24 protein-coding genes, 1 tRNA gene and 1 pseudogene are annotated in these 25,694 nt (G+C 60.9%); 7 read left to right on the top strand and 19 right to left on the bottom strand.

Annotation, left to right across the window (positions count from 1 at the left end):
• Positions 1–3 precede the first annotated feature (3 nt).
• The 4 genes from LOY52_RS01015 to LOY52_RS01000 all read right to left on the bottom strand — a co-directional run bounded on the left by LOY52_RS01015 (position 4) and on the right by LOY52_RS01000 (position 3,640).
• Positions 4–1,227 (bottom strand): type II toxin-antitoxin system HipA family toxin, encoded by a 1,224-nt coding sequence (locus LOY52_RS01015; protein ID WP_258677801.1) that lies wholly within the window; start codon positions 1,225–1,227, stop codon positions 4–6.
• Positions 1,220–1,468, bottom strand: a complete 249-nt coding sequence (locus tag LOY52_RS01010) for a helix-turn-helix domain-containing protein (protein ID WP_258677799.1) — start codon at positions 1,466–1,468, stop codon at positions 1,220–1,222. Before LOY52_RS01010 ends, LOY52_RS01015 begins: the two co-directional genes overlap by 8 nt.
• 113 nt (positions 1,469–1,581) lie before the next feature.
• Positions 1,582–2,970, bottom strand: coding sequence for a heavy metal sensor histidine kinase (locus LOY52_RS01005; protein ID WP_258677797.1), 1,389 nt, complete (start codon positions 2,968–2,970; stop codon positions 1,582–1,584).
• Positions 2,960–3,640, bottom strand: a complete 681-nt coding sequence (locus LOY52_RS01000; protein ID WP_047290769.1) for a heavy metal response regulator transcription factor — start codon at positions 3,638–3,640, stop codon at positions 2,960–2,962. The genes LOY52_RS01005 and LOY52_RS01000 overlap by 11 nt, the downstream gene beginning before the upstream one ends.
• A gap of 136 nt (positions 3,641–3,776) precedes the next feature.
• Here LOY52_RS01000 and LOY52_RS00995 point away from each other — a divergent pair, with 136 nt between their 5' ends.
• Both LOY52_RS00995 and uraH read left to right on the top strand, forming a co-directional pair.
• Entirely contained in the window at positions 3,777–4,262 is a 486-nt protein-coding gene (locus tag LOY52_RS00995) for a heme-binding protein (protein ID WP_258677794.1), read from the top strand.
• A gap of 11 nt (positions 4,263–4,273) precedes the next feature.
• Positions 4,274–4,684, top strand: coding sequence for a hydroxyisourate hydrolase (gene uraH / locus LOY52_RS00990; RefSeq protein WP_258677790.1), 411 nt, complete (start codon positions 4,274–4,276; stop codon positions 4,682–4,684).
• A 124-nt stretch (positions 4,685–4,808) separates the two neighbouring features.
• On the opposite strand, the gene LOY52_RS00985 is transcribed toward uraH, so the two are convergent.
• The gene (locus LOY52_RS00985; RefSeq protein ID WP_003220518.1) at positions 4,809–5,486 is read right to left on the bottom strand and encodes a Crp/Fnr family transcriptional regulator; all 678 of its coding nucleotides are present in this window, start codon (positions 5,484–5,486) and stop codon (positions 4,809–4,811) included.
• Positions 5,487–5,568: 82 nt separating this feature from the next.
• Between LOY52_RS00985 and LOY52_RS00980 the strand changes: the two genes are divergently transcribed.
• The gene (locus LOY52_RS00980; RefSeq protein ID WP_258677788.1) at positions 5,569–6,093 is read left to right on the top strand and encodes a DUF962 domain-containing protein; all 525 of its coding nucleotides are present in this window, start codon (positions 5,569–5,571) and stop codon (positions 6,091–6,093) included.
• An 81-nt stretch (positions 6,094–6,174) separates the two neighbouring features.
• Here LOY52_RS00980 and LOY52_RS00975 read toward each other — a convergent pair whose 3' ends face one another.
• The 6 genes from LOY52_RS00975 to dibA form a co-directional block, all read right to left on the bottom strand.
• Entirely contained in the window at positions 6,175–7,164 is a 990-nt protein-coding gene (locus LOY52_RS00975; RefSeq protein WP_003220514.1) for a sulfate/molybdate ABC transporter ATP-binding protein, read from the bottom strand.
• A gap of 3 nt (positions 7,165–7,167) precedes the next feature.
• On the bottom strand, positions 7,168–8,040 hold the full coding sequence (gene cysW, locus LOY52_RS00970; protein WP_007952817.1) for a sulfate ABC transporter permease subunit CysW: 873 nt from the start codon (positions 8,038–8,040) through the stop codon (positions 7,168–7,170).
• A gap of 12 nt (positions 8,041–8,052) precedes the next feature.
• The gene (cysT, locus tag LOY52_RS00965; RefSeq protein ID WP_202370896.1) at positions 8,053–8,871 is read right to left on the bottom strand and encodes a sulfate ABC transporter permease subunit CysT; all 819 of its coding nucleotides are present in this window, start codon (positions 8,869–8,871) and stop codon (positions 8,053–8,055) included.
• Positions 8,872–9,026: 155 nt separating this feature from the next.
• The gene (locus LOY52_RS00960) at positions 9,027–10,040 is read right to left on the bottom strand and encodes a sulfate ABC transporter substrate-binding protein (RefSeq protein WP_027611146.1); all 1,014 of its coding nucleotides are present in this window, start codon (positions 10,038–10,040) and stop codon (positions 9,027–9,029) included.
• Between the two features lie 147 nt (positions 10,041–10,187).
• Positions 10,188–10,370, bottom strand: a complete 183-nt coding sequence (gene oscA / locus LOY52_RS00955) for a sulfur starvation response protein OscA (protein ID WP_003220508.1) — start codon at positions 10,368–10,370, stop codon at positions 10,188–10,190.
• Between the two features lie 291 nt (positions 10,371–10,661).
• Positions 10,662–12,581, bottom strand: coding sequence for a phosphodiesterase DibA (gene dibA, locus LOY52_RS00950; RefSeq protein ID WP_258677781.1), 1,920 nt, complete (start codon positions 12,579–12,581; stop codon positions 10,662–10,664).
• Between the two features lie 147 nt (positions 12,582–12,728).
• Here dibA and desA point away from each other — a divergent pair, with 147 nt between their 5' ends.
• Positions 12,729–13,910 carry a delta-9 fatty acid desaturase DesA gene (gene desA / locus LOY52_RS00945; protein ID WP_258677779.1) on the top strand — a complete coding sequence of 394 codons (1,182 nt, stop codon included), beginning with the start codon at positions 12,729–12,731 and terminating at the stop codon, positions 13,908–13,910.
• A 274-nt stretch (positions 13,911–14,184) separates the two neighbouring features.
• Positions 14,185–15,174 carry a sensor domain-containing diguanylate cyclase gene (locus tag LOY52_RS00940; RefSeq protein ID WP_258677777.1) on the top strand — a complete coding sequence of 330 codons (990 nt, stop codon included), beginning with the start codon at positions 14,185–14,187 and terminating at the stop codon, positions 15,172–15,174.
• A 130-nt stretch (positions 15,175–15,304) separates the two neighbouring features.
• On the opposite strand, the gene LOY52_RS00935 is transcribed toward LOY52_RS00940, so the two are convergent.
• The 3 genes and pseudogenes from LOY52_RS00935 to gabD all read right to left on the bottom strand — a co-directional run bounded on the left by LOY52_RS00935 (position 15,305) and on the right by gabD (position 19,553).
• Entirely contained in the window at positions 15,305–16,516 is a 1,212-nt protein-coding gene (locus LOY52_RS00935) for a response regulator (protein WP_258677775.1), read from the bottom strand.
• A gap of 130 nt (positions 16,517–16,646) precedes the next feature.
• Positions 16,647–17,924 carry a 4-aminobutyrate--2-oxoglutarate transaminase gene (gene gabT / locus LOY52_RS00930; RefSeq protein ID WP_225137026.1) on the bottom strand — a complete coding sequence of 426 codons (1,278 nt, stop codon included), beginning with the start codon at positions 17,922–17,924 and terminating at the stop codon, positions 16,647–16,649.
• A 185-nt stretch (positions 17,925–18,109) separates the two neighbouring features.
• Positions 18,110–19,553: pseudogene (gabD, locus tag LOY52_RS00925) on the bottom strand (NADP-dependent succinate-semialdehyde dehydrogenase).
• Positions 19,554–19,996: 443 nt separating this feature from the next.
• Here gabD and LOY52_RS00920 point away from each other — a divergent pair.
• Positions 19,997–20,073 (top strand) — tRNA-Arg (locus tag LOY52_RS00920).
• 76 nt (positions 20,074–20,149) lie between these two features.
• On the opposite strand, the gene LOY52_RS00915 is transcribed toward LOY52_RS00920, so the two are convergent.
• The 5 genes from LOY52_RS00915 to LOY52_RS00895 all read right to left on the bottom strand — a co-directional run bounded on the left by LOY52_RS00915 (position 20,150) and on the right by LOY52_RS00895 (position 23,978).
• Positions 20,150–20,380 (bottom strand): hypothetical protein, encoded by a 231-nt coding sequence (locus LOY52_RS00915; protein ID WP_007963505.1) that lies wholly within the window; start codon positions 20,378–20,380, stop codon positions 20,150–20,152.
• 56 nt (positions 20,381–20,436) lie between these two features.
• A complete protein-coding gene (locus LOY52_RS00910) occupies positions 20,437–21,036 on the bottom strand; it encodes a hypothetical protein (protein ID WP_258677773.1) in 600 nt (199 codons plus the stop codon).
• Positions 21,033–21,614: an RNA polymerase sigma factor gene (locus tag LOY52_RS00905; protein WP_258679814.1), complete on the bottom strand. Its 582-nt coding sequence runs from the start codon at positions 21,612–21,614 to the stop codon at positions 21,033–21,035. Before LOY52_RS00905 ends, LOY52_RS00910 begins: the two co-directional genes overlap by 4 nt.
• A 29-nt stretch (positions 21,615–21,643) precedes the next feature.
• A complete protein-coding gene (locus LOY52_RS00900; protein ID WP_258677771.1) occupies positions 21,644–23,329 on the bottom strand; it encodes a VWA domain-containing protein in 1,686 nt (561 codons plus the stop codon).
• 88 nt (positions 23,330–23,417) lie between these two features.
• A complete protein-coding gene (locus LOY52_RS00895) occupies positions 23,418–23,978 on the bottom strand; it encodes a YbhB/YbcL family Raf kinase inhibitor-like protein (RefSeq protein WP_258677768.1) in 561 nt (186 codons plus the stop codon).
• Positions 23,979–24,117: 139 nt separating this feature from the next.
• On the opposite strand from LOY52_RS00895, the gene LOY52_RS00890 reads away from it, so the two are divergent.
• Positions 24,118–25,641: an FAD-dependent oxidoreductase gene (locus tag LOY52_RS00890; protein ID WP_258677766.1), complete on the top strand. Its 1,524-nt coding sequence runs from the start codon at positions 24,118–24,120 to the stop codon at positions 25,639–25,641.
• The last annotated feature ends 53 nt before the right edge of the window (positions 25,642–25,694 follow it).

Raw genomic sequence — 25,694 nt, 5'->3', positions numbered from 1 at the left:
CCATCAGCCCTTGATCAAGCTGCGTTGCAGGCCGGAAGTCCACTGTTCGATCATCGCCTCGCCCACTTCGGCAAACTCGGGATGCTTACGACTGTATTCGGCCATTTCCTTCATCGCCATCTGCATGCCATGAGCCACTTGTTGCAGTAATTCGTTGCAACGTGCCTCGGTCAGGTTGCATGCCGTACGACCGAATCGCATCAGCATCTTGTACTTGGGCCAGGCTTTTGAACCGCCCAGCAGCAGCGCCATGCTGTCGCTCTTGATATAAACCGACGTTGTGATGATGTCGTACGCCGGCGCGAGCCTGACGGATGACTGCTCTGCACAATCTTCGTAAAGCACGCCGAAGTTCTTCAGATGCGCGTCACCATTTTTCAGCCCCGCAGACAACGCGACAATCTTGAAAAACGCTTCCAGGGCAGAGCCCAGCAACTGCGGCGAAACGAATGCCTTGATCTGCCGCGCGGCACCTTCATAGGAACCGTCGTATTTGGCCTTTGACGGCCACCCGTTCAGTACACAGAAATCTTCGAAACCGAGGTACCCCGAATCGCTCAGGTCAAAACGCTCGATCACCAGAAATTTGCCGCGCTCGCTGAGCTCGAATGTTGGCACTTCGAGGCCGCAGTGCTGCGCCGCCCGCATACAGAAATATTCATTGGTTGCCAGCTGCGGATACTCTTCGGCGCGAAAGGCCTTGACCAGATGAGTCGCGCCCCGATGAGTCAGGCGATCAATCGCGGCAGCGCTGTCACGCACCAGCACTTTGGGCTGCACGCCTGACACTCCGGAATACTGACCGTAGGTCTGTAACAGATCTTCGAACAGCCCCTGAGCACCATCGTGTACCAGCAGATCGCTGAGGGATGTTGCCGGAGGCTGATCAGTCGCCGGTGCGCCGGCAATTGCCAGACGGCCGAGCTGATGGGGGCCGACGATAGCCAACAAAGCAAAATCATCGAAGCCACGCACTGCTTTACTGAAGCGCCGCATCAATTCCTCACGCAGCGCGCCTTCGGGCAAGTTCATCTCGAAGACGGGGTGAATGCCATGTTCCCAGCCATAGCTGTCCAGGCGAGTGGGCATTGTCAGCGATACCGCATTGTCCGCGCTGGCGTCTTCGCGGTAACTGAACACGCTGTCGTCGCGAACTTGCCCGCGCCCCAGCGTCCCGACCACCTGTTCACCAACACGGATTTGCAACCTGTCCGGCGTTTCAGTCATGGAAATTCACTTTTTGCAGAGTGTCGATGGTTGGGCGATTGGACTGGCGGGGAACGGCAACCAGCTCGTAACCGAAGCCATTAAGAATTGCCTCAACCTTGCGCAGTCCGATTTCGGAGACCGTATTGTTTTCGATCCCTGAGATAGTGGCGCGGCTCATGCCATATTGTTGAGCCAGTGCCTGCTGGGAGAGTTTGCGCGCCTTGCGCAAGCTTCTGATCAGTTCGCCGATCTGTTCCATTGCGCAAACCTGCACTGTTTACGATGCATTTATAGATAAATAAACAAAATGCATCACATGCGATGCACTAATTTCCACACTCTAGCTGAGTTTCAGAGTACTTGCACGGCGCATCATTGGCTTAGGACAAACCCCAACTCGAACACAGTGCCACTCGCATCACTGCTCACCCGCACCCGCCCGCCATGCAACAGCATGATCGACTGCACAATCGCCAGCCCCAGCCCACCGGAATCCCCAGGTTGCGCCCGTGAAGGGTCGATGCGATAGAAGCGGTCGAACAGTTTGCCCAGATGTTCTGGCGCAATCACCGGGCCGTGGTTGTGTACCTGTAACCAGCACACGCCAGGCTCATCGTGGCGGCGCAGGCTGATCAGTGTGCCTTCATCGGCGTGACGCACCGCGTTGGCAAGCAGATTACCCAGGGCACGTTGCAGCAGTTGCTGATCGGCCAACAGTTCGCCGTGCAGCTGGTTTTCCAGGCGCAACTGGCGATCATCGGCCAGGGCTTCGAAGTAATCGCACAGCTCGCTGCCGACGCTATGCAGATCCAGTGTTTGCAAGTCGAGCGCGCGCTCCGCCTGTTCGGCGCGGGCGAGGAACATCAGGTTCTCGGCCATGCGTTTGAGGCGTTCGAACTCTTCCATGTTCGACGCCAGCAGCTCCTGATACTCCGCCGTGCTGCGCGGGTGATTCAGCGCCTGGCCGTTGCTGGCGAGCAAGGTGTGCAACGGTGTGCGGATCTCGTGAGCCAGATCGGCAGAAAACTGCGACAGCCGCTGCACACTGTCATCCAGCCGCGCGAGCATGCCGTTGAGCGCCTGCACCGGTTCGAGCAGTTCGGCGGGGGTGCCACTGGCGGGCAGTCGCTGGTCGAGGCTGCGCAGATCAATGCCGCGCACCGCCGCGCTCAACTGGCGCAACGGTTGCAGACCACGGCGCAGCAGCACCAGGCCCAGCGCGAACGCCAGCAACGCGCCCAGCCCGACGGCCAGGTACAGGCGCAAGCGATAACTGGCGAGCATCTGTTCACGTTCAGTGAGCACCTTGCCGGCGATCACCGTCAGCGGTTCGCCGTTCGGCCCTTGGGCTTCACCGGACAAGAGCGCCAGCTCGGCGCCGTCCGGCGCTTGCCAGGTCAGCACATCGCCACGCTGCGGCGTTTGCTCGCGCGCGATTGCGTTCAATGGCGGTAGCTCGCGCTGACGCGGGTTGATCGCAATCACGTTCGAGCCATCGGCGCGCCGTGCCAGCAGCAGGCTGTCGAGGTTACCGAGCATGTTCTGGTACAGCCGTGGCCGCGCCTGCAAGGCGCCGAGGCTATCGCTGTCGGCGAGCAAGGCGCGCACCTGTTCCAGGCGGCCAAGCAACGCCAGATCATCCCGATAGGCGATCTCCGACTCGAGCGAGCGGTACAGAAACACACCGATCGCACTCAACACCAACGCGCAAACCACGGCGAACGCCAGCGCCAGACGCCAGGCGATCGACCTAGACCGCATCGTCGGGCGCCTCCAGCTGATAGCCGACCCCGCGCACGGTGTGGATCAGTTTCGGCATGTAAGGGTCATCGACCTTGGCCCGCAGGCGGCGCACTGCAACTTCGACCATGTTGGTGTCGCTGTCGAAATTCAGGTTCCACACCTGCGAGGCTATCAGCGTACGGGACAACACTTCGCCCTGACGGCTGGCGAGCAATTGCAGCAAGGCAAATTCCTTGTTGGTCAGGGCAATGCGCTGACCGCCGCGACTGACCCGACGCCGCAGCACGTCGATTTCCAGATCGGCGATGCTGTAGGACTCGGCCTCGCGCAGCGGCCCACGCCGCAACAGCGTGCGCACTCGCGCGAGCAATTCGGCAAAGGCGAAGGGTTTGAGCAGGTAATCATCGGCGCCGAGTTCGAGGCCGCGCACACGGTCTTCGATGGCATCCTTGGCGGTGAGGAACAGCACCGGGGTGGCGCCGCGCTGGCGGATCAGTTGCAGCAGTTGCCAGCCATTGAGGCCCGGCAGCATCACATCGAGGATGATCAGGTCGTATGCCTGCTGCTCGATGAAATAGCGTCCATCGAGGCCATTGAGCGCCACGTCCACGGCAAAACCCGACTCGCCCAGGCCCTTGGCCAGGAAATTCGCGGTTTTGGCTTCATCTTCTACGACCAGCAAACGCATGGCACACCTCGATTGATCAGGCACACAGGCTAGGCGCCTTCGGCGGCGTTGCCCATTACAAACTTGTAATCCGCCTGACGGGGTTCTGACGAAGACCGGCGTTTAAGGTGATGTCCTTCGCTTCCGGAGCCTGTTCATGACCGTCAAATACCTTGCTGCGAGCCTCGCCATCGGCCTGAGCGCCAGCGCTTTCGCCAGCGCCGAGCTGCCGCGCCACGCTGACCTCGACCTGAAAACCGCACGCCTGCTGGCCGACACCGCACTGAGCAATTGCACCGCCACGGTAACGGTGCTCGACCGTGGCGGCAACCTGCTGGTGACCCTGCGCGGCGATGGCATCGGCCCGCACAACACCGCTGCCAGCCAGCGCAAGGCCTACACCGCGCTGTCGACGAAAACCCCGACCCGGCTGTTCGCCGAACGCGCACGCAGCAATCCGGAGACCGCCAACCTCAACACCCTCGATGAGCTGCTGTTGCTCGGCGGCGGGATTCCGTTGTTCGCCGCTGATGAACTGGTCGGCGCCATGGGCGTGGCCGGTTCCGGCGGCGGCGAGCAGGACGAAAACTGTGCCATCAAGGCCGCCGAAAAGGCCGGCCTGACCATTACCCGTTCCCAATAAGGAGACTGACCATGACCACCCTGCGCATGACCTTCGCCGCACTCGGCCTGAGTGCCTTCTCCAGCCTGGCGCTGGCCGCCGGCAATCCACTGAGCGTGCACGTGCTGAACCTGGAAAACGGCCTGCCCTCGCCGGGCGTCAACGTGACCCTGGAAAAACACGTCGGCCAGAACTGGCAGCCACTGGCCCAGGGCACCACCAACGAGCAGGGGCGCATCGCCGAACTGTTCCCGGCCAAACAGCCTTTCGAGGCGGGCGAATACCGGGTGGTGTTCAAGACCGGCGAATATTTCGAGAAGAACAAGCGCGACACGTTTTTCCCGGAGATTCCGGTGATTTTCCAGGTGAAGCAGACTGACCAGCACTACCACATCCCGCTGCTGCTCAGCCCTTATGGCTTCTCGACCTATCGCGGTTCCTGAATCAACACAAATCAAAAATGTGGGAGCGAGCCTGCTCGCGAAGGCGTCGGTTCAGTCGACATCACCGTTGAAGGACCTACCGCATTCGCGAGCAGGCTCGCTCCCACAGGGATGGCAGTGTTCTTTAGAGCGTGGCCAGCGCCCGCAATCGCTCGGCATCGAGAATCTCGATCTCGCCATACCCCAACCCGATAATCCCCTGCCCCTGCAGATCCTTGAGGATCTGGTTGGTGGTCTGCCGTGAGAGCGACAGCATCGACGCCAACTGCTCTTGCGGCAGTTGCAGCACCCGACGTGGCGCATCGATTTCACCGTAGCCTTCGGCGATCATCAACAAGCGATGGGCCAGGCGTGCCGGGGCCGGCAGCAGGCTCAATTGTTCGAGATTGATAAAGGTCAGGCGCAGTTTGTGGCTCATCAGCAATGCCAGATGCCGCCAGTACACCGGCTGTTCATCGAGGATTTTCAGCAGCGTGGCCTGCGGGATATTCAGCAGGGTGCACGGCCCCACAGCGTAGGCATCATGGGTGCGCGGCTGACCATCGAACAGGCAGATTTCGCCGAACCAGTGCGGCGCCTCGACCAGGCTCAGTAACGCCTCCTTGCCCTGCTCGCTCACCGCCCCGATCCGGATCGCGCCGTCGAGCACCGCGTACAAGCCGCAGGGCGGATCACCGCGCTGGAACAAGCGTTGCCCCGCCGTCAGCCGCCGCTCCCGGGCCGCCGCCAGCAGACTATCCTGAAAGGATGCCGGCAGATGACTGAACCATTGCCCGGTCAGCAGCCGTGAACGCTTATCCATGAACACTCCCAATTGTCGCCTGCCTGACAGAGCGAACGCCGAACCCGGGGCATGCTGCTCTCACCCTACAGGAGGAACAACAATGAAAAGCCTCGTCGACCATCTCAGTCAATACGCCGCCTACCACCGCGACCCGCGCAACATTGCCAGCCACTTTATCGGCATTCCGCTGATCGTGGTGGCGGTGGCGGTGTTGTTGTCGCGACCAGAGTGGTCGCTGGACGGTTTCTGGGTATCGCCGGCGGCGCTGCTGGCGCTGGCCTCGGCGTGGTTCTACCTGCGCCTGGAACTGAAACTGGGCGTGCTGATGACGGTGCTGATGGGCCTGTCGGTCTGGGCCGGGCATGCGCTGGCGCAGCAGAGCACCATGGTCTGGCTCAGCAGCGGGCTGGCGATGTTCGTGATTGGCTGGGTGATCCAGTTTGTCGGGCACCACTACGAGGGGCGCAAACCGGCGTTTGTCGATGACGTGAGCGGATTGATTGTCGGGCCGCTGTTTGTGGTGGCCGAAGTGGCGTTCCTGCTCGGCATGCGCCATGAGTTGAAAGAGCAGATCGAGGCGCGGGCGGGGGTGGTGCGGGTCAATCCGAATCGTGCGGCTGTGTAGATCGCATTCGCGAGCAGGCTCGCTCCCACATTTGGAATGTATTTCCCTGTGGGAGCGAGCCTGCTCGCGAAGCTTTTGATCTTAAAGACTGGCGACTTTCTGCCAGACCTTCGGCTTGAAGAACAGCGTTTCACCCTTGGCCAGTCCGATCAGGCTGTCGTGATCCTTCACCACTTCGGCCTCGATCAGATCGGTCTGCCCTTCGACCTTCAACGTCACTCGCGTGGTTGCGCCCAGCGGCCGGATATCGCGCACTTCAGCGGCGTGGTGATCTTCCAGTTCATGCTTGGACAACGACACTTCGTGCGGACGGAACAGCACATGGTTGTCGTCGCTGAGCAACAAGCGGTTCGAGTCGCCGAGGAAGTGATAAACGAAATCGCTGGCCGGGTTTTCGTAGACGTCGCCCGGTGAGCCGATCTGCTCGATCACGCCCTTGTTCATCACCACGATGCGGTCGGCGACTTCCATCGCTTCTTCCTGGTCGTGGGTCACGAACACCGAGGTCAGGTTGATGTCTTCGTGCAGCCGCGCGAGCCAGCGACGCAGCTCTTTACGCACCTTGGCGTCGAGGGCGCCGAACGGTTCGTCGAGCAGCAGCACCTTCGGCTCAACCGCCAACGCGCGCGCGAGGGCGATACGCTGACGCTGACCACCGGACAGTTGTTCCGGGTAGCGATCCGACAACCAGTCCAGTTGCACCATGTTCAGCAGCTCGTGGACCTTGGTCGCGATCTGGCTTTCGCTCGGGCGCTGGTTTTTCGGTTTCATGCGCAGGCCGAACGCGACGTTGTCGAACACCGTCATATGGCGGAACAAGGCGTAGTGCTGGAACACGAAACCAACGTTGCGATCACGTACGTCGTGGCCGGAGACGTCTTCGCCATGAAACACGATGTTGCCCTGATCCGGGGTCTCCAGGCCGGCGATGATCCGTAGCAGCGTGGTCTTGCCGCAGCCGGACGGGCCGAGCAGCGCCACCAGTTCACCGCTGTGGATGTCCAGGCTGATGTTGTCCAGCGCCTTGAACGCATTGAAATTCTTGCTGACGTTACGCACTTCGATCGACATGAATTATTCCTCCGCGGCGCTGGCGCGCAGGCGGTTGATACGGTTTTCGCTCCACTGCTTGAGCAGCAGGATGAAGAGCGCCAGGATCAGCAACAGGCTCGCCACGGCGAACGCGGCCACGTGGTTGTATTCGTTGTAGAGGATCTCGACGTGCAGCGGCAAGGTGTTGGTCACCCCGCGAATGTGCCCGGAAACCACCGACACCGCACCGAACTCACCCATGGCCCGTGCGGTACACAGCACCACGCCATAGATCAGGCCCCATTTGATGTTGGGGACGGTGACGTGCCAGAACATCTGCCAGCCATTGGCGCCGAGCAGCCGCGCGGCTTCCTCTTCCTGCGTGCCTTGTTCCTGCATCAGCGGGATCAGCTCACGGGCCACGAACGGCACGGTGACGAAGATCGTCGCCAGCACGATGCCCGGCAGGGCGAAGACGATCTGGATGTCATGATCCTGCAGCCACGGGCCGAACAGGCCCTGAGCGCCGAACATCAGCACGTAGACCAGACCTGCGATCACCGGCGATACCGAGAACGGCAGGTCGATCAGCGTCACCAGCATGCTCTTGCCGCGGAACGAATATTTGCTCACGCACCACGCGGCACTGACCCCGAACACCAGGTTCAGCGGCACCGAAATCAGCACGGCGATCACCGTGAGTTTCAGCGCCGACAAGGCGTCCGGTTCAAAGATCGCCGTGAAAAATGCGCCGAGGCCATTCTTCAGACCTTGCGACACCACGATGAACAGCGGCAGCACCAGAAACAGGAAAAAGATCAGCCAGCCGAGGCCGATCAGGATTCTGCGTGAAGTAGCGCTGCCACGCCGGGCAGCGTTGGCCGAGGACGCGGCCGCAATAGACGATTGGGACATGTTCGCGCCTCCTTATGGGGTTTCGATGCGCCGCTGCAACAGGTTGATCAGCAGCAACAGGACGAAGGAAACCACCAGCATCAGCACGCCGATGGAAGTGGCGCCGGTGTAATCGTACTGGTCGAGCTTGACCATGATCAGCAGCGGCAGGATCTCGGTTTTCATCGGCATGTTGCCGGCAATGAAAATCACCGAACCGTACTCACCGACACCGCGGGCGAACGCCAGGGCAAAACCGGTCAGCCAGGCGGGCAAGAGCGCTGGCAGCAGGATATGGCGGAACACCTGCAAAGGTTTCGCGCCAAGGCAGGCGGCGGCTTCTTCGACTTCACGGGGAATGTCAGCCAGTACCGGTTGCACCGTGCGCACCACGAACGGCAGCGTGACGAAAGTCAGCGCGAGGGTAATACCCAGCGGGGTGTAGGCGATCTTGAACCCGAGGTCGGCGGCAAACTGCCCGACCAGACCGGTCGGGGTGTACAGCGCGGTCAGGGCGATACCGGCCACCGCCGTCGGCAGGGCGAACGGCAGGTCGATCATCGCGTCGATCACCTTGCGCCCGGGGAAGGTGTAGCGCACCAGCACCCAGGCCAGCAACGTACCGATGATGCCGTTGATGACCGCCGCACACAGCGCGGTGCCGAAGCTCAGCTTCAACGCTGCCAGCACACGTGGCGCGGTGATGATCGTCCAGAACTGATCCCAGGTGAGTTGGGCGGCGTGGACGAACATCGCCGCCAGCGGGATAAGCACAATCAGGCTGAGGTACACCAAGGTGTAACCCAGCGTCAGCCCGAAGCCGGGTATGACGGGGGAGATACGACGCGACATAAAAGTCCCTGGTTGAAAACGCATCAATGTGGGAGAGAGCCTGCTCGCGAAGAGGGAGTATCAGTCAACATCCCTGTCGCCTGAAATACCGCCTTCGCGAGCAGGCTCGCTCCCACATGTTTTGTGCCTGAACTTCAGGCTCATTGTGATTCAGATTACTGCGCCTGATAAATCTGGTCGAACACGCCACCGTCGTTGAAGAATTTCGGCTGCGCGGATTTCCAGCCGCCGAAGTCCTTGTCGATGGTCACCAGTTCCAGTTTCGGGAACTGCTGGGCGTACTTCGCCGCCACGTCCTTGTCACGCGGGCGGTAGAAGTTCTTCGCCGCGATCTCCTGACCGGCCGGGCTGTACAGGTGCTTGAGATAGGCTTCGGCGATCTGCTCGTTGCCCTTCTTCTCGGCGTTCTTGTCGACCACGGCGACCGGTGGTTCGGCAAGGATCGACAGCGACGGCACGACGATGTCGAACTTGTCGGCGCCGCCGTCTTCTTTCAGCGCCAGGAACGCTTCGTTTTCCCAGGCCAGCAACACGTCACCCTGACCGTTGTTGACGAAGGTGATGGTCGAGCCGCGAGCACCGGTGTCCAATACCGGCACGTGCTTGAACAGGGTCTGTACGTATTCTTTGGCTTTTTCTTCGCTGCCGCCGTTGGCTTTCAGGCCATAGGCCCACGCGGCGAGGAAGTTCCAGCGCGCACCGCCGGAGGTTTTCGGATTCGGGGTGATCACCGAGACGTCGTTCTTGACCAGGTCGCCCCAGTCCTTGATGCCTTTCGGGTTGCCCTTGCGCACCAGGAACACGATGGTCGAGGTGTACGGAGTGCTGGCGTCCGGCAGACGCTTCTGCCAGTCGGCCGGCAGGGTCTTGCCGAGCTTGGCGATTTCGTCGATGTCGCCGGCCAGTGCCAGGGTCACGACGTCGGCGCGCAGACCGTCGATCACCGCCCGGCCCTGCTTGCCCGAACCGCCGTGGGATTGCTGGATTTTCACGGTGTCGCCGGCATGATCCTTCTGCCAGAACTTGATGAATTCGGCGTTGTAGTCCTGATACAGCTCGCGCGTCGGATCGTACGACACATTGAGCAGTTCGTAATCCTTGGCAACCGCGGAACCGGCAAACACAGCGCTGGCCAGCGCGGCCAAAGCGTAACGGCGAATCGACGACATGGTGAAAGCTCCTGGAATTCTTGGTGGTGGCTTTTTCTTATGTGTTGCTGGAATCGGGTTGCTCATTCAAAGATCGCCGCCTGCGGCAGCTCCTGCACACAGCCCCCTGTAGGAGCTGCCGCAGGCTGCGATCTTTTGATCTTCAAATCAGCTCGGCTTGTTACCCGGCTGCTGCAAACGGAATTTCTCTTTGCGTTCGATCTGCACGACCTGGGCGTTATGCACAGTGATCTCCACCGCGCCGAAACGCAGATCGCGCAGGGCGCTCTGGATTTCACGCAAGATGGTGGTTTCGTCCTGACCGTCAACGCTGCGAAGGGATGCGCTCATGGTGCTGCTCCTTTGAATGGGATGTGCCTGGCAGTGGGCGGCACTGCGTTCGGCGTGGAAGCAATATAAGAGAGGCGCAGATATTCTTAAAAAGACTATTTAAGAATGTTTATATAACTAGAAAACATTATCTGACGGGGCAAGGGTTTGCGCGGTGTTCACGGTACAAAAGAACACCGCAACCCCTGTGGCGAGGGAGCTTGCTCCCGCTAGAGTGCGAAGCGCTCGCCTTTTTTTTGGGGCCTGCTACGCAGTCCAGCGGGAGCAAGCTCCCTCGCCACAGAATCGGGCTCAATCAATAAAAGGCGCATTGCTCCAATCAATCACCCCCGCCGGTACCGGCCGCCCAAACCAGTAGCCCTGCCCCAGATCACATTCCTGCTCCAGCAGAAATGCCGCCTGCTCGGCCTGCTCGATCCCCTCGGCATGCACCTGCATGCCCATGCTGCGTGCCAGGGCGACGATCACCCGAACGATGGCTGCGTCGTCCTCGTCCCACGGCAGGCCGGCCACAAAACCCTGATCGATTTTGAGCTTCTGCACCGGCAGACGCTTGAGCCTCAGCAGCGATGAATACCCGGTGCCAAAATCGTCGATGGCCAGGCGAATGCCCAATTCACGCAAGCGATGCATTTGCTCCAGCGCCACTTCCGGGTCATCCATCACCGCGCTTTCGGTAACCTCCAGCTCCAGATACGCCGGATCCAGCCCGGTCTCGTGCAGTACCTGTGCCACCTGCTGATACAGCTCGCGCCGGGCAAACAGGCGCGACGACACATTCACCGCGACAAACGACAGCACAATCCCGGCCTGCTGCCATTGGCACATCTGCGAACACGCCTGGCGCATCACCCAGGCGTCGATTTCAGCGATCAGCCCGGTGCGCTCGGCAATCGGGATGAATTCCGCCGGCGACACCAGCCCCCGCTGTGGGTGCTGCCAGCGCACCAGCGCTTCGACGCCGATCAGGCGACTACTGCGCAGATCGTGAACCGGTTGGTAATAGACCCGCAGCTCCTGTTGCTCCAGCGCGCGGCGTAGCTCGAAGGCGATCTCGACCCGTTGCTGCGCGTGGGCGGTCAGCTCTTCGGTGTACAACGCGTAGCCGTTACGTCCACTGCTCTTGGCTTTGAACAGTGCAGCGTCGGCATTGCGCAACAACTGATCGGCACTCAATGCATCACTGGGGAACAGGCTGATACCGATACTGGCGTTGATGAACAGCTGATGCCGGTCGATGCTGAACGGCTCCTTCAGCGCATCGAGAATGCGCTGGGCCAGCGCCGCTGCCTGAACCAATTGTGGACAACTCTCCGCCAGCACCGCGAATTCGTCACCGCCGAGTCGCGCCAGGGTAATCCCGGGACCGAACAATTCCTGCAAGCGCGCCGCCACCGCTTTGAGCAGGCGATCGCCGACGTTGTGCCCGAGGCTGTCGTTGATCATCTTGAAGTGGTCCAGATCTATCATCAGCAAGGCGCAGCCGCGCTTGTGAATCTGCGCCGAGGCCAGTGCCTGCTCGGCGCGGTCGCTGAACAACAGGCGATTGGGCAGGTCGGTCAGCGGGTCGTGGTGGGCGAGGTGCTTGAGCTCGTGTTCGGAGTCCTTGATCGCACTGATGTCGGAAAACACCGCCACGTAATGACTGAGGCGGCCCTGATCATCGTGAATCACGCGGATGGTCTGCCACTGTGGATAAATCTCGCCGCTCTTGCGCCGGTTCCAGATCTCACCGCTCCATTCGCCCTCGCTCTCCAGCGTGGCGAACATCGCCTGGTAAAAGCCCGGCGGATGGTGGCCGGACTTGAACAGGCTTGGCTGATGGCCGAGAACTTCGTCGTACTGGTAGCCGGTGATTTCCATGAACGCGCGGTTGACGTGCACGATCAGGCCCTGACGGTTGGTGACCAGCACCCCTTCGCGGGTGCAATCGAACACCGCTGCCGCCTGACGCAAGCGTTCACGATCGGACTGACGCTCGCGTAACCGCGCACCAATGCCGAGAAATTCGCACAATCTGGCCCGTGCCAGGAAAATAAGGCCAGCGCTGACGGCAGCCCAGACGTAACCGTTGATCAGTTGCCATCGCTGCAGATCGACAGACTCATCAAAGAAACTGTTCAATAAGTAACCAGTTCCCTGCAGCCAGACCACAGCAAGCAACAGGTAAAGCAGCGCTGCACGCAAGGCATCGCGGTAAGTGGCAGGCATTCGGCTGTCCATGTCCCTACAAAAAAGGTTGGAATTATAGGTCAAGAAACATCCAGCGACTCTTATCTGAAAGGGCGACTGGTTTTATCTGTGTGCTTGGTGATAATGCAACGGCTGTTTTTATCTTTATCGAGGGCCCTATAGCCTATGTGGTACGAAGGTTTTCTTGGCTTGTCGGCCTGGTCTCTGGTCGCGGTCACCCTGCTGATGACCCACGTGACAATTGTCGCCGTCACGGTCTATCTGCACCGTTACTCGGCCCATCGCTCGCTGGAGCTGAATGCCGGCCTGAAACATTTTTTCCGCTTCTGGCTGTGGCTGACCACGGCGCAGAACACCCGCGAGTGGACCGCCATCCACCGCAAACATCACGCCAAATGCGAAACCGAAGATGACCCGCACAGCCCGGTCATCAAGGGTCTGTCCACCGTGCTGCGCAAAGGCGCCGAGCTGTATCGCGCCGAAGCCGAGAACCCGGAAACCCTGCGCATCTACGGCAAGAACTGCCCCGAAGACTGGATCGAGCGCAACCTCTACAGCCGCTACCCGTTGCTGGGCGTGGCGATCATGGGCGTCATCGACCTGCTGCTGTTCGGCACCATCGGCATCACCATCTGGGCGATTCAGATGATGTGGATCCCGGTCTGGGCCGCCGGCGTGGTCAACGGTCTGGGTCACGCCATCGGCTACCGCAACTTCGAATGCCGCGACGCGGCGACCAATTTGGTGCCGTGGGGCATCCTGATCGGTGGCGAAGAACTGCACAACAACCATCACACCTACCCCAACTCGGCCAAGCTGTCGGTGAAGAAGTGGGAGTTCGACCTCGGCTGGGCGTGGATCAAGGTCTTCAGCTTCCTCGGTCTGGCCAAGGTGCAGCGTGTGGCGCCGATCGCCCACCGCGTCGAAGGCAAGGGCCATCTGGACATGGACACCGCCATGGCGATCCTCAACAACCGCTTCCAGATCATGGCCCAGTACCGCAAGTTGGTGATCGGCCCGCTGGTCAAGCAGGAGCTGGACAAGGTCGATCATTCGGTACGCCATCAATTCCATCGGGCCAAGCGCCTGCTGTCGCGGGAAACCAGCCTGCTGGAAGACCGTCATCACTTGCGCATCCAGAACATGCTCGAGCACAGCCAGGCGCTGAAGGTCATTTACGAAAAACGCTTGGCCCTGCAGCAGATCTGGGTCAAGACCAGCGCCAATGGCCACGACATGCTCGCCGCCATCAAGGAATGGGTGCACGAGGCCGAAGCCAGCGGCATCCAGTCCCTGCGTGAATTTGCCGACCAGCTGAAAACCTACTCGCTGCGCCCAACCGCGTAACCTCCTGTAGGAGCTGCCGCAGGCTGCGATCTTTTGATCTTGTCTTTTAAAACAAAATCAAAAGATCGCAGCCTGCGGCAGCTCCTACAGAGTCATGCCATTTCCCTCCAGGCAGCGTAATCAAGGTGATTACCGCCCGGCGGGAGCAAGCTTCCTCGCCACAAAAGCGCGGAACTTAGCACCGAAAGCCCTATCTCAAAGACACTTCGCCACCCCGGCGGGCTGTACTGTGGCCGTTGTCGAAATTGCGGCACACCTTTTGAGAAACGTGCCGATGGTCAACAACAATCAAAAAGACTCATCCCTTGCGCAGTGGCCCGAGGCCGCGCAAATCCTGATGGCGCTGATGCATGCCCAAGGCGAAGTCGCCCGGCTGAGCGAGCGCGAACAGCTGTTCAGCTCATTGCTGGTGAGCGTCAACGCGGTGCTCTGGGCGTTCAATTGGGAAACCCGTCAGGTGCTGTATGTCAGCCCGGCCTACGAGCGGATTTTCGGTCGCTCCGCAGGCCTGTTGCTGGCTGACTACAACCAGTGGCGCGACAGCATCTACCCCGACGACCTGGATTACGCCGAGCGCAGCCTTGCCGAAGTGCTGCACAAGGGTGCAGTGGAAGACCGCGAATACCGGATCATCGCCGCCGACGGCCAGGTGCGCTGGCTCAGCGACAAGTGCTTCATCAACCGCAAGGATGAGCCCGGGCAACCGGTGATCATTGTCGGCATCGCCGAAGACATCACCGACAAGAAACACATGGAAACCGAGCTGCATCGCCTGGCGACCACTGACGTGCTGACCCAGAGCAGCAACCGCCGCCATTTCTTCGAATGCGCCAACCGCGCGTTCGAAGAGGCACGCCTGCAAGGTGCGCCACTGGCCTTCCTGCTGCTGGACATCGATGACTTCAAGCTGATCAACGACAGTTACGGCCACCCGGAGGGTGACAACGTGCTGCAGCGCATCGCCGAATGCGGGCGCGCTTCGTTACGCCGGGGTGATTTGTTCGGACGTATCGGCGGCGAAGAATTCGCCGCCGTGTTCCCCGGTTGTGCACCGGACATGGCGCTGCAGGTGGCCGAGCGGCTGCAGCAGGAGATTCAGCGGTTGAGCTTCAATGTCGACGGCCAGACCTTCGGCATCACCGTCAGCCAGGGATTGACCAGCCTCAAGGATGAAGACGAAAGCCTCGACAGCCTGTTCTCCCGGGCGGATGCGGCGATGTATGAGGCCAAGCGTCAGGGCAAGAACCGGATTATCTCAAGCTGAAATCCACCGTCCGATTCACTTCCCCTGTAGGGGCTGCGGCACGCTGCGATCTTTTGATTTTGTTTTAAAAGACAAGATCAAAAGATCGCAGCGTGCCGCAGCTCCTACAGGGGGATTCTCGTGAATCCGGTTATTTGCGCATCCGCGTCAGTTCCGGCAGCCCGATCTTCAGCAGCCGCGCCGTACGACTCCTGGCCAGTTCCTCAACGCCCTCATGCTCGGTCAGACGGGCCATCTGCGCTGCCATGTTCATCACCAGCGCCTCCCGGGAGTAGACCCCGCCACCGAGCTGGTAGACCGACGCAATCAACTCGCGCAGCTCCAGCGGCAAGCGCCAGCGCGTGCGCAACGCCGAACCGTAGGCCGCGCCGAATTCCGCCAGGGCGTCACCGACCTCCTCCCACTCATCCAGCTCGCCGCCAGCCTGCTTCCACTCCTGCAAACAGCGCAGCAAGGCCAAATCACCGAGACGATGCAACATGCCCGCGCAGTAGCAACGTTCCTGATCCAGATCGAGCAGGCGCGCCAGGGTGCGCGCGTATTCGGCCGTGTGCAGCGACAGCCCCCAGTAGCGCTCGGCGTAGTCCGCCAGGCACGGGTCAATGAGTCTGGCGCTGCGCTTGAGCGCCAGGCCGAGAATCAGGTTCATGCTCTGCCCGGTGCCGAGGCGATGCAACGCCTGCCCCAGGGTCTGCACCGCCGCACCATGATGCTGCGCCGCGCTGTTGGCGGCGGCGATCAGCACGGCGGTGATCTGCGGATCGGTGCGGATCTCTTCTTCCAGCAGCTTCAGGTCGAGGCCATTGGGGTTGAGGCTGCGTTTGACCGCCACTTGCACATCGGTCATCAATGGCGCGCCATCGGCCTGCTCGCGACGCCGCTCAAGGAACACCGACAAGGTCATGCCCGGCGCCAGCGTCGGCACTTCACAGAAAACCTCTTCACCCGCATTCAGCAGCAAACCCTGCAGCCGCTCGGTCAGACTTTCCATGTTCAGCGGTTTGGTCAGATAGGCCGTCGGGGCCAACGGGATGGCTTCGCGCACGCTGGCGCTGTCGTTGCGACTGCTCATCAGAATGAACGGCAGCGGCGGATTGCGTTTGCGCTGGCGCACGCTGCGCAGCACGCTCAAGCCATCAATGCCCGGCAACTCCCAATCGACAATGGCCAGGTCATAAGGCACTTCGCTGAGTAACGACATGGCTTGCTGGCCATCGGCACACAAGTCCAGCCGCGCATCACAACGCACGTTGAGCAACACTTGTTTAAGCAGGTCACGAGACCATGGATCAGCCTCGGCAATCAGCACTCGGGGTACGGCGGGTAAATCAACGGCGGTCATGCGCGCTCTCCCTTGCAATGCCTGAACCTTAGCCAATGCTGGCCTTTCGATACAGCGCAAAAGGGTTTCCAAGGCATAAAAAAACCCGCCGAAGCGGGTTTTTCTCGATCAGATCACACAGTGCCCGGAATTACAGCTCCGAGAAGCACTCTTCGATGATCGCCAGACCTTTGTCCAGTTGCTCGTCCGGCGAGGTCAGCGGTACGAGGACGCGCAGCACGTTGCCGTAGGTGCCGCAGGACAGCAGGATCAGGCCCTTGTCACGCGCCTTGGCCACGACAGCTGCAACGGCGGTCGGGTTTGGCTTGTGGCTGTCGCCGTTTTCGAACAGCTCGACCGCGATCATCGCGCCCAAGGCACGCACTTCACCGATCACCGGGTACTTGGCCTGGATGGCCTTCAAACCGGTTACCAGACGCTCGCCGACAGCCTTGCAGCGATCAAGCAGTTGCTCTTCTTCGAACACTTCCATCACGGCCAGCGCCGCAGCGCAAGCGATCGGGCTACCGGCGTAGGTGCCACCGAGGCCGCCTGGAGCGATGGCGTCCATGTAATCGGCCTTGCCGCAGACACCGGCCAGCGGGAAGCCGCCAGCGATGGATTTGGCGAAAGTGGTCAGGTCGGCGGCAACGCCCATCTGTTCCATGGCGAAGAAGGTGCCGGTACGGCCAGCGCCGGTCTGCACTTCGTCAGCGATCAGCAGGATGCCGTGCTGGTCGCACAGGGCACGCAGACGCTTCATGAATTCTTTCGGCGCGACGTAGAAACCACCTTCACCCTGCACCGGCTCGATGATGATCGCGGCGATGTCTTTCGGCTCGGCGTCGTTCTTGAAGATGCGTTCGATGGAAGCGATCGAGTCGTCGATACTCACACCGTGCAGTTCGTTCGGGTACAGCGCGCGGAAGATGCCGCCTGGCATCAGGCCCATGCCGGCCGAGTAAGGCACTACCTTGCCGGTCAGGCCCAGGGTCATCATGGTGCGACCGTGGTAAGCACCGGTGAAGGCGATCACGCCGGCACGGCCAGTGGCGGCGCGGGCGATTTTCACGGCGTTTTCCACGGCTTCGGAACCGGTGGTCACCAGCAGGGTTTTCTTGGCGAAATCACCTGGCACCTTGGCGTTGATCTTTTCGCACAGCTCAACGTACGGCTCGTAGGCCAGTACCTGAAAGCAGGTGTGGGTCAGCTTGTTCAGTTGTTCGGTCACGGCGGCGATGATTTTCGGGTGCACGTGGCCGGTGTTCAGCACAGCGATACCGCCGGCGAAGTCGATGAATTCACGACCTTCAACGTCAGTCACGGTAGCGTTCTTCGCCGATTCAGCGAAGATCGGGTGAATCTGGCCAACACCACGTGGAACAGCTGCGGTACGACGGGCCATCAGTTCAGCGTTAGTCTTGCTCATTACAGTCCTCATTCACCGCTCATCGGGCGGCGTGGTTCAAGGATTAAGCGGGAGAAATCGGCGGTGGCAGCATGCGATGATCGACTGCCACGGCGTTCCTGGCCGCAGAGAAAATTCCGGTTTGAAACGACGCAAAGGGACAGCGCTCTCGTGCCCTTTGCGTTTGCAGCGATCCCTGTCCCGGCTTAGATGCCCAGGCAGAGGTATTTGATTTCCAGGTAATCCTCGATGCCGTACTTGGAGCCTTCACGGCCCAGGCCCGAGGCCTTGATGCCGCCGAACGGCGCGACTTCGTTGGAGATCAGCCCGGTGTTGACGCCGACCATGCCGTATTCCAGGGCTTCCGCCACACGGAACACGCGGCCCAGGTCACGAGCGTAGAAGTAGGACGCCAGACCGAACTCGGTGTCGTTGGACATCGCGATCACTTCGGCTTCGTCTTTGAAGCGGAACAGCGGCGCCAGCGGGCCGAAGGTTTCTTCCTTGGCCACAGCCGCGTCTTTCGGCACGTTGGTCAGGATGGTCGGCTCGAAGAAGTTGCCTTCCATCGGCTTGCCACCGGCCAGCACGGTGGCGCCTTTGGCCACGGCGTCAGCGATGTGCTCTTGCACCTTGGCCACGGCTTTCTCGTCGATCAGCGGGCCCGTGGTGGTGCCTTCTTCCAGACCGTTGCCGATCTTCAGCTTGGCCACCGCCACTTTCAGCTTCTCGGCGAACGCGTCGTAGACCGAATCCTGAATGTACAGACGGTTGGCGCAGACGCAGGTCTGGCCGTTGTTGCGGTACTTGGAAATGATCGCGCCTTCGACGGCCTTATCCAGGTCCGCGTCGTCGAACACGATGAACGGCGCATTGCCGCCCAGTTCCAGCGAGACTTTCTTGATGTCCTTGGCGCATTCCGACATCAGCTGACGACCGATCTCGGTCGAACCGGTGAAGGACAGCTTGCGCACGATCGGGTTGCTGGTCAGCTCGCTGCCGATGTCGCCGGCGCTGCCGGAGACCACGCTGAACACACCTTTAGGGATGCCGGCGCGCTGCGCCAGTTCAGCCAGGGCGAAGGCGGAGAATGGGGTTTGCGAAGCGGGCTTAAGCACCATGGTGCAACCGGCGGCCAGCGCAGGGCCGGCTTTACGGGTGATCATCGCCGCCGGGAAGTTCCAGGGAGTGATGGCAGCAGTAACGCCGATCGGCTGCTTGATCACGATCAGGCGCTTGTCCGGCTGGTGGCCCGGAATCACGTCGCCGTAGATGCGCTTGGCTTCTTCGGCGAACCACTCGATGAACGAAGCGGCGTAAAACGATTTCACCCTTGGCTTCGGCCAGCGGCTTGCCCTGCTCGAGGGTCATCAGGCGCGCGAGGTCGTCCTGGTTCTCGATCATCAGTTCGAACCAGCGACGCAGCTTGCCTGCACGCTCCTTGGCGGTCAGTGCACGCCAGGCCGGCAGCGCTTTGTCAGCGGCTTCGATGGCGCGGCGGGTTTCGGCGGCGCCCATCTTCGGCACGGTGCCGAGGATTTCGCCGGTGGCCGGGTTGTTGACCTTGATCGTCTGACCGTTGTCCGCATCGACCCAAGCGCCATCAATGAAGGCTTGCTGGCGGAACAACTGGGTATCTTTAAGCTGCATGTCGGCTTTCCTTAACAGCACCGCGGCCTGCGCGGAGCAAAATTATGATTGTAGAAAGGCGCCTCGCAAGGCTGCCGTCAGGGAAATCATCGACCGGGTGAGGCGCAGCGATCGTGCGTTATTCACAGCACCTGCGCATCAACACCCCGTCAAAGAGCGTTTGAAATCTCAAACGGATCGTAGGATCAAAGGGGGTAAAGGACAATAGGTCGTTCGAAAAAAAGAACAAAATCCCAGCGTTTGCTGGTTTTTTCAGATCAACGCGCAAAAAGCCCCGGCCGCAGCCAAACCATAGATCAGCCAGGAAAAAGCGCCAAGCGAGGGTTTTGCAGGACGTTACAGCTTTAAGGAATGCAGCGATTCACACCGACACGCGCACTGACAAAACCCGCCAAAACCCGGCATGGACGCCCCGAGCCGACCTAGGTATGATGTCGCCCGCTGCACCAGTAGCTCAGCTGGATAGAGTACTGCCCTCCGAAGGCAGGGGTCGTGGGTTCGAATCCCGCCTGGTGCGCCATGAATTGAAACGAGAAAGCCCCGGACTGTGATGGTCCGGGGCTTTTTTGTGGGCGAGGTGTTTCATGCGACGGCGGTCACTCCGTCGTCCAGTCAAACTCGTCGTAATCGTCGTCTTCCTCTTCTTCCCCAACCTCCTCAAAAACCTCGTCTTCTTCCACGACGTCTTCTTCCGACTGGTTCAGCAGAAACTCCTTGCGCGCCTCGGTAATCGCGCGCCGCATCTCCTCGCCCTTCTGCGGGCAGTTGAGGAGTTGGGCGATGCGGTCGATTTTTGCTGCCACTTTGTTCTCCAGCGCTTCAGCCATGGCCCGATAGTGCGCGTTTTTGCCGGGCAATGCCAAATGGCTGGGTGAACAAGCGGTCAGTTCTGGCGGATTTTTTCGAGTCGCCGGTCGAGATCCACGCCGGGGTAGCGTTTGTGCAGGTTGTTGTATAGCGCGTCAGCGGCTTGCGACTGACCGGAGTCGCGCAGGCGCAGGACTTCGCGCAGTTGCGTGTCGAGGCCGTTGGCCGGGGCGGCGGCGCGTTTGCCGAGGCTGGCTTCATCGGCGCTGATCGAGTCGCTTTGCATCGGCGCGGCCATTTCCATCATCGGTGCCGGCGCGGGCATGGCCGCAGCGGGTGGAGCGGCCAGTGATTGCGCTTCGGGGGCTTGTTTGCGCGCCAGTGGTGCAGCCGGTTTGGCCGCCGGGGCGAAGTCGAATTGCGCTTGCGGCTCGGGTGCACGTTGCACCAGCGACAACATCAGTGCCACACCGACCACGCTGGCGAAGGCGACCTGCCAACGCGGTTTCTGGCAGGCATTCAGCCAGCGCTGCCACAGGCTTGGCTTGGGCGCCGGGGTTTCGCGGTGAGCAGCATTGAGGATGAACGCATCAAGGTGCGCCGGCGGTTCAACATTGTGCTGTTCGCGTACATGTTTGATCACAGGATCTTCGGGTGTCTGGCGGGCGTCAGTCATGTCAGTACCTCCTCGGCCAGCAGCCGACGCAGTTTTTGCTGGGCGTAGCGCAAGCGGCTCTTGACGGTTTCCAGCGATGTTTCGGTGAGGCTGGCGATTTGCGCCAGGTCGAGGTCGCCGTGGGCGCGCAGCAGGAACACTTCGCGCTGGTCGGCGGGCAGGGTTTGCAGGGCGCTTTCCAGGCGCTGGCTGTCGCGGCTGAGGTTCAGCAGTTGTTCGGGATCGTGGGTCTCGTCGCCAACTGCATGCAGCTGTTCGTCGTAGCTATCGTGCAGCGGCTGATGTGCGCCGTGTTTGCGCCAGTGATCAATCAGGCGATTGCGCGCAATCTGGAACAGCCACGTACGAAACGTCGCCCGGCCTTGTGGCTGGCTGGTGCTGCGGATCAGGCTCAGCCAGGTGTCCTGAAACACTTCATCAGCCAGTTCCGGTTTGCCGCTCAATCCGAGCAGAAACCGATACAAACCCTGACGATGGCGCGAGTACAGAATCTCGAACGCCGCGCCATCGCCCTCACGATAACGCGCCAGCAGCGTTTCATCGCTGCCGGCGGCCAGGCTGTCTGGTGTAGCAAACAGCTGACTGATGAAGCCTTTCAATCGGCTCACTATTCAATCCGTCGCTCAGTGGGCATCGCATTCGATGCGGTTGAGGTGCGCAGGGTTTGCGCCAGTTCCACCAGTTGCACGAACTCGTTGCGCAAGCCGAAACGGTCGTCGCCGCGAGCGCCACGGGCCAGGGTTTCGGTGTCCTTGAGGCTGAAGTCGCCAGTGTAGCGGGCGTCCTTGAGCTGCTGGGAAAACGCCGCCACCGCCGCCGCGAAACGCAGGTCCTCGCTGGCCGATGCGACCTGATTGGCAATCGGCCGCTCGATCAGCAGACTTTTCCCACCTTCAGGCTGTTGATAACGCACACGCAGCATCGCCAATTCTCCATCCTTCGCAGCAACCACCTTCTCCGATTTACCGTAGCGCAGCGGTTCCAGCCAGCCTTGCTCACCTGCCGGAACAATTTCATACAGCGCGGTCACCGTGTGTCCTGCGCCGACTTCACCGGCATCGACCTTGTCGTTGCTGAAATCCTCACGCTTCAAGGCGCGGTTTTCGTAGCCGAGCAGGCGATATTCACTGACCTGCGCCGGGTTGAACTCCACCTGCAATTTGACGTTTTTCGCCACCACCGCCAGGGTCGAACCGAGTTGATCTACCAGCACCTTGCGCGCCTCGCGCAGGTTGTCGATGTAGGCGTAGTTGCCGTCACCGGCGTCGGCCAGTTGCTCCATCAAGTGTTCATTGTAGTTATCCACACCGAAACCCAGGGTGGTCAGGGAAATCCCGGTTTTGCGTTTATCCACAGCCATTTGTTTGAGGCTGTCGAAGTCGCTGATGCCGACGTTGAAGTCACCGTCAGTGGCCAACAGGATGCGGTTGATACCTTTGGGGATGAACGCCTGCTGCGCCATTTGATAGGCCAGCTCGATGCCCGACGCGCCAGCGGTTGAACCGCCTGCGGTCAATTGCTCGATGGCTGTGCGAATTTTGGCTTTCTCGCGTCCGGACGTTGGCTCCAGCACCACACGGGATTCGCCGGCATACACCACCAGCGACACCCGATCCTGTTCGCGCAACTGATCGACCAGCAGTTTCAATGTGCTTTTGACCAGTGGCAGCCCTTCGCGGCGATCCATCGAGCCGGACACATCCACCAGAAACACCAGATTCGCCGGGGCCAGCTCCGCCACAGCCCGGTCAGAGGCCTTGATGCCGATGCGCAGCAGGCGGGTATGCGGATTCCACGGAGTGGTGGCCAGTTCGGTGGTCACGCCGAACGGCGAGCCATCACTGGGCAGCGCGTAGTTGAAGGGAAAGTAATTGACCATCTCTTCCAGCCGCACAGCACCTTCCGGCGGCAGACGCCCCTGATTGAGCAGACGCCGGACATTGGCGTAAGCCCCCGTATCGACGTCGGCGCTGAAGGTCGAGACCGGGGCCTCGGCCACGCTGTGGATCGGATTGTCGGCCAGCGCCTGATACTGCTCGCGCTGCTCGTCGCGATAGCCTTGTGGATAACTTTCCGGGGCCGGCATCGCCGCGAAACTGGCAATCGGCGCCGGACGCGCACTGCGCTTGGCCAGCGCACTGTCGGCAACGAGCGCCTCATGCTGAATCGAAGCCTGTGGCTGGGCCGGCGCCGGGACGGCAGCCGATTCGGGATTAGAGGACACGCCGCAACCGGCGACGGTCAACAACACACCGACGGCAACGGGTCGCAGAAAAGGCAGGGAGCGGGACATGGGGGCTGACCTCGGGATGAAAGTGATCCATTCATCCACTGAGACGGCCAGCCCCTTCAGATCGGGTTAAACGCCGCTGAAAATATTTTCAGCGGTGATAACGCCGCACCACGCTGCTGTTACGCAGTACGTGACCTTTGATTTTGTCCATCAGCTCGGCACGGGTCAGACCGGCGGGCAAGGCGTCCGGGGCCAGATCCAGGGCGTAGATCTGAATGATGTAGTGGTGGGCGCTGTCGCCGACCGGTGGGCACGGCCCGATGTAATGGGTAGTGCCTTTGCTGTTGGTACCGCCCACGCCTTCGAGACTGGATTTGGCGCCGACGCCGGCCGGGATCTGCCGGGTGGTGGCCTTGATGCCGTAGTGAATCCAGTGATCGACGCCTGCACCTTTCTGGCCGTCCGGGTCGTGCATGACGATCGCGTAGCTCAGCGTACCGGCAGGGCCAGAGTTCCAGGCCAGTGCCGGGGACTGGTTCTTGCCACCGCAACCGGCCGCATCGCTCGCGGCGGCGGAGGTGAACAGGCGATTGTCCGAGACACCGGGGATGTCGAGGGTAAAGCGCTCGGCCGCCTGCGCCGGAAACTGCACGCAAAGGGCGACGGCGACGGCCGCCAGCCAAGGGTTGAGAGAGGTCAATCGGGTCATTCCGGGAGCACCTTGTGCAGTTGGGCCTTCGTCGGCCTGCAAACTATAGCTGTACCGTTCGTACCTTGGCAGTGGCAATTGGCTGAACCTCGCACTGCGGCGCAAACTCGTAAGAGAAATGCCTGCCAGGAGCACGAACATGAGCCTGCACCGTGTCGCCCGTTTCGCCGATGTCCCCGAAGACCGCGGCCTGCAAGTCGAAATCGGTGAGCGCAAGATTGTCCTGCTCCACGCCAATGGCCAACTGCGCGCATTTCAAGGCGAATGCCCACACGCTGGCGCGCCATTGGCTGACGGCGCGCTGTGCAACGGACGCCTGATCTGCCCATGGCACAAAGCCGCATTTCGCGTCGAAGACGGCGCGTTGTGCGAGCCACCGGCCCTCGACAGTCTCAAGCGTTATCCGCTGGAGTTACGTGGCGATGAGGTCTGGGTCGATGATCAACCACTGCCGGATGCGCACACGCCGCCGGCCGATGATCCGCGCATCTTTGTGATTGTCGGCGCAGGTGCAGCGGGCACGGCATGTGCGGCGGCTCTGCGGGAGAAAGGTTTCGGTGGCCGGATCATCATGCTCGACCGCGAAGCGGATGCCGGTTACGACCGCACGGTGCTGAGCAAATTCGTCCTCGCCGGCGAGATGCCGGCGCAGGAAACCCCGCCGCTGCGCGATGAAGATTTTTATCAAGAGCAGCACATCGAACGCCGACAAGGCGAAATCTCCGCGATCGACGCTTCGGCGAAAACCCTGCATTTGCACGACGGCCAATCCCTGCGTTACGACGCCGCGGTGCTCGCCACCGGCGGCGAGCCCAATCCGCTGCAACTACCCGGCGCTGACCTGCCGCAGGTGTTCGTCCTGCGCTCGAAAGCCCAGGCCGAACAGATCATGCGCACGGCCAAACCCGAACAGCGGGCGCTGATCATCGGCGACAGCTTTATCGCCCTCGAATGCGCCTCGGCCCTGCGTCAGTTCGGCCTCGACGTCACGGTCATCGCCCGCCACGCCGTTCCATTTGCCGAACAATTCGGCGAAGCGGTGGGCAAGGCGATCCGTGCGCTCCACGAACAACACGGGGTGAAATTCATCACCGATCACGAAGCCCGGGAAATCACCGGTGACGGCAAGGTCGAGGCGGTGCTGCTGGATAACGGTTTGCGCGTTTCGGCGGATCTGGTGCTGGCGGGGGTTGGCGTTCATCCGGCCACAGAAGCGTTCGCTTCGCTGCCAAGGGAGAAAGACCAGTCACTGCGCGTTGATGCCGGTCTGCGGGTCTGCGAAGGTCTATGGGCGATTGGCGATATCGCCACGTTCACCCTGAGCGGCCAGCCGCAGCGCATTGAGCATTGGCGCCTGGCCCAGCAGCACGCGCGCATCGCTGCCGCCAACATGTTGGGCGCCGATGAGCATTATCTGGATGTGCCGTTTTTCTGGACCTGGCACTTCGGCAGGAACTACGACTACCTGGGCCACGCCAGTCAGTGGGATGAAATCGAGTTCAAGGGAGAACCCGAGCATCCGCCCTTTATTGGCCTGTTCGGCCACAACGGCGTGGTGGTTGCCGCTGTGGCATGCGAGGAGGAGCGGGCCATGGCGATGCTGGCCGAACGGATGAAACAGCCGCTGACGATGGAAGACGCGTGGGAACTGATTCGCGGCTGAATGCTGAATGCTGAATGCTGAATGCTGAACAATGTAGGAGCTGCCGAAGGCTG

Origin of the sequence: Pseudomonas sp. B21-051 (genome assembly GCF_024748795.1) — a bacterium.
Taxonomy (GTDB): domain Bacteria; phylum Pseudomonadota; class Gammaproteobacteria; order Pseudomonadales; family Pseudomonadaceae; genus Aquipseudomonas; species Aquipseudomonas putida_A.
The sequence above is the reverse complement of the archived record's forward strand: the minus strand, read 5'-3'. Positions and strand labels throughout refer to the sequence as shown.

Excerpts from the sequence above, each read along its gene's own strand:
- LOY52_RS01015 (WP_258677801.1), bottom strand. The coding sequence starts at position 1,227 with ATGACTGAAACGCCGGACAGGTTGCAAATCCGTGTTGGTGAACAGGTG.
- LOY52_RS00890 (WP_258677766.1), top strand. The coding sequence starts at position 24,118 with ATGAGCCTGCACCGTGTCGCCCGTTTCGCCGATGTCCCCGAAGACCGC.
- oscA (WP_003220508.1), bottom strand. The coding sequence starts at position 10,370 with ATGAGCGCATCCCTTCGCAGCGTTGACGGTCAGGACGAAACCACCATC.
- uraH (WP_258677790.1), top strand. The coding sequence starts at position 4,274 with ATGACCACCCTGCGCATGACCTTCGCCGCACTCGGCCTGAGTGCCTTC.
- LOY52_RS00980 (WP_258677788.1), top strand. The coding sequence starts at position 5,569 with ATGAAAAGCCTCGTCGACCATCTCAGTCAATACGCCGCCTACCACCGC.
- LOY52_RS00960 (WP_027611146.1), bottom strand. The coding sequence starts at position 10,040 with ATGTCGTCGATTCGCCGTTACGCTTTGGCCGCGCTGGCCAGCGCTGTG.
- LOY52_RS00935 (WP_258677775.1), bottom strand. The coding sequence starts at position 16,516 with ATGACCGCCGTTGATTTACCCGCCGTACCCCGAGTGCTGATTGCCGAG.
- LOY52_RS00995 (WP_258677794.1), top strand. The coding sequence starts at position 3,777 with ATGACCGTCAAATACCTTGCTGCGAGCCTCGCCATCGGCCTGAGCGCC.
- LOY52_RS01010 (WP_258677799.1), bottom strand. The coding sequence starts at position 1,468 with ATGGAACAGATCGGCGAACTGATCAGAAGCTTGCGCAAGGCGCGCAAA.
- desA (WP_258677779.1), top strand. The coding sequence starts at position 12,729 with ATGTGGTACGAAGGTTTTCTTGGCTTGTCGGCCTGGTCTCTGGTCGCG.
- gabT (WP_225137026.1), bottom strand. The coding sequence starts at position 17,924 with ATGAGCAAGACTAACGCTGAACTGATGGCCCGTCGTACCGCAGCTGTT.
- LOY52_RS00975 (WP_003220514.1), bottom strand. The coding sequence starts at position 7,164 with ATGTCGATCGAAGTGCGTAACGTCAGCAAGAATTTCAATGCGTTCAAG.
- LOY52_RS00940 (WP_258677777.1), top strand. The coding sequence starts at position 14,185 with ATGGTCAACAACAATCAAAAAGACTCATCCCTTGCGCAGTGGCCCGAG.
- LOY52_RS00895 (WP_258677768.1), bottom strand. The coding sequence starts at position 23,978 with ATGACCCGATTGACCTCTCTCAACCCTTGGCTGGCGGCCGTCGCCGTC.
- LOY52_RS00910 (WP_258677773.1), bottom strand. The coding sequence starts at position 21,036 with ATGACTGACGCCCGCCAGACACCCGAAGATCCTGTGATCAAACATGTA.
- LOY52_RS00985 (WP_003220518.1), bottom strand. The coding sequence starts at position 5,486 with ATGGATAAGCGTTCACGGCTGCTGACCGGGCAATGGTTCAGTCATCTG.
- LOY52_RS00900 (WP_258677771.1), bottom strand. The coding sequence starts at position 23,329 with ATGTCCCGCTCCCTGCCTTTTCTGCGACCCGTTGCCGTCGGTGTGTTG.
- LOY52_RS01000 (WP_047290769.1), bottom strand. The coding sequence starts at position 3,640 with ATGCGTTTGCTGGTCGTAGAAGATGAAGCCAAAACCGCGAATTTCCTG.
- cysT (WP_202370896.1), bottom strand. The coding sequence starts at position 8,871 with ATGTCGCGTCGTATCTCCCCCGTCATACCCGGCTTCGGGCTGACGCTG.
- LOY52_RS01005 (WP_258677797.1), bottom strand. The coding sequence starts at position 2,970 with ATGCGGTCTAGGTCGATCGCCTGGCGTCTGGCGCTGGCGTTCGCCGTG.
- cysW (WP_007952817.1), bottom strand. The coding sequence starts at position 8,040 with ATGTCCCAATCGTCTATTGCGGCCGCGTCCTCGGCCAACGCTGCCCGG.
- dibA (WP_258677781.1), bottom strand. The coding sequence starts at position 12,581 with ATGCCTGCCACTTACCGCGATGCCTTGCGTGCAGCGCTGCTTTACCTG.
- LOY52_RS00915 (WP_007963505.1), bottom strand. The coding sequence starts at position 20,380 with ATGGCTGAAGCGCTGGAGAACAAAGTGGCAGCAAAAATCGACCGCATC.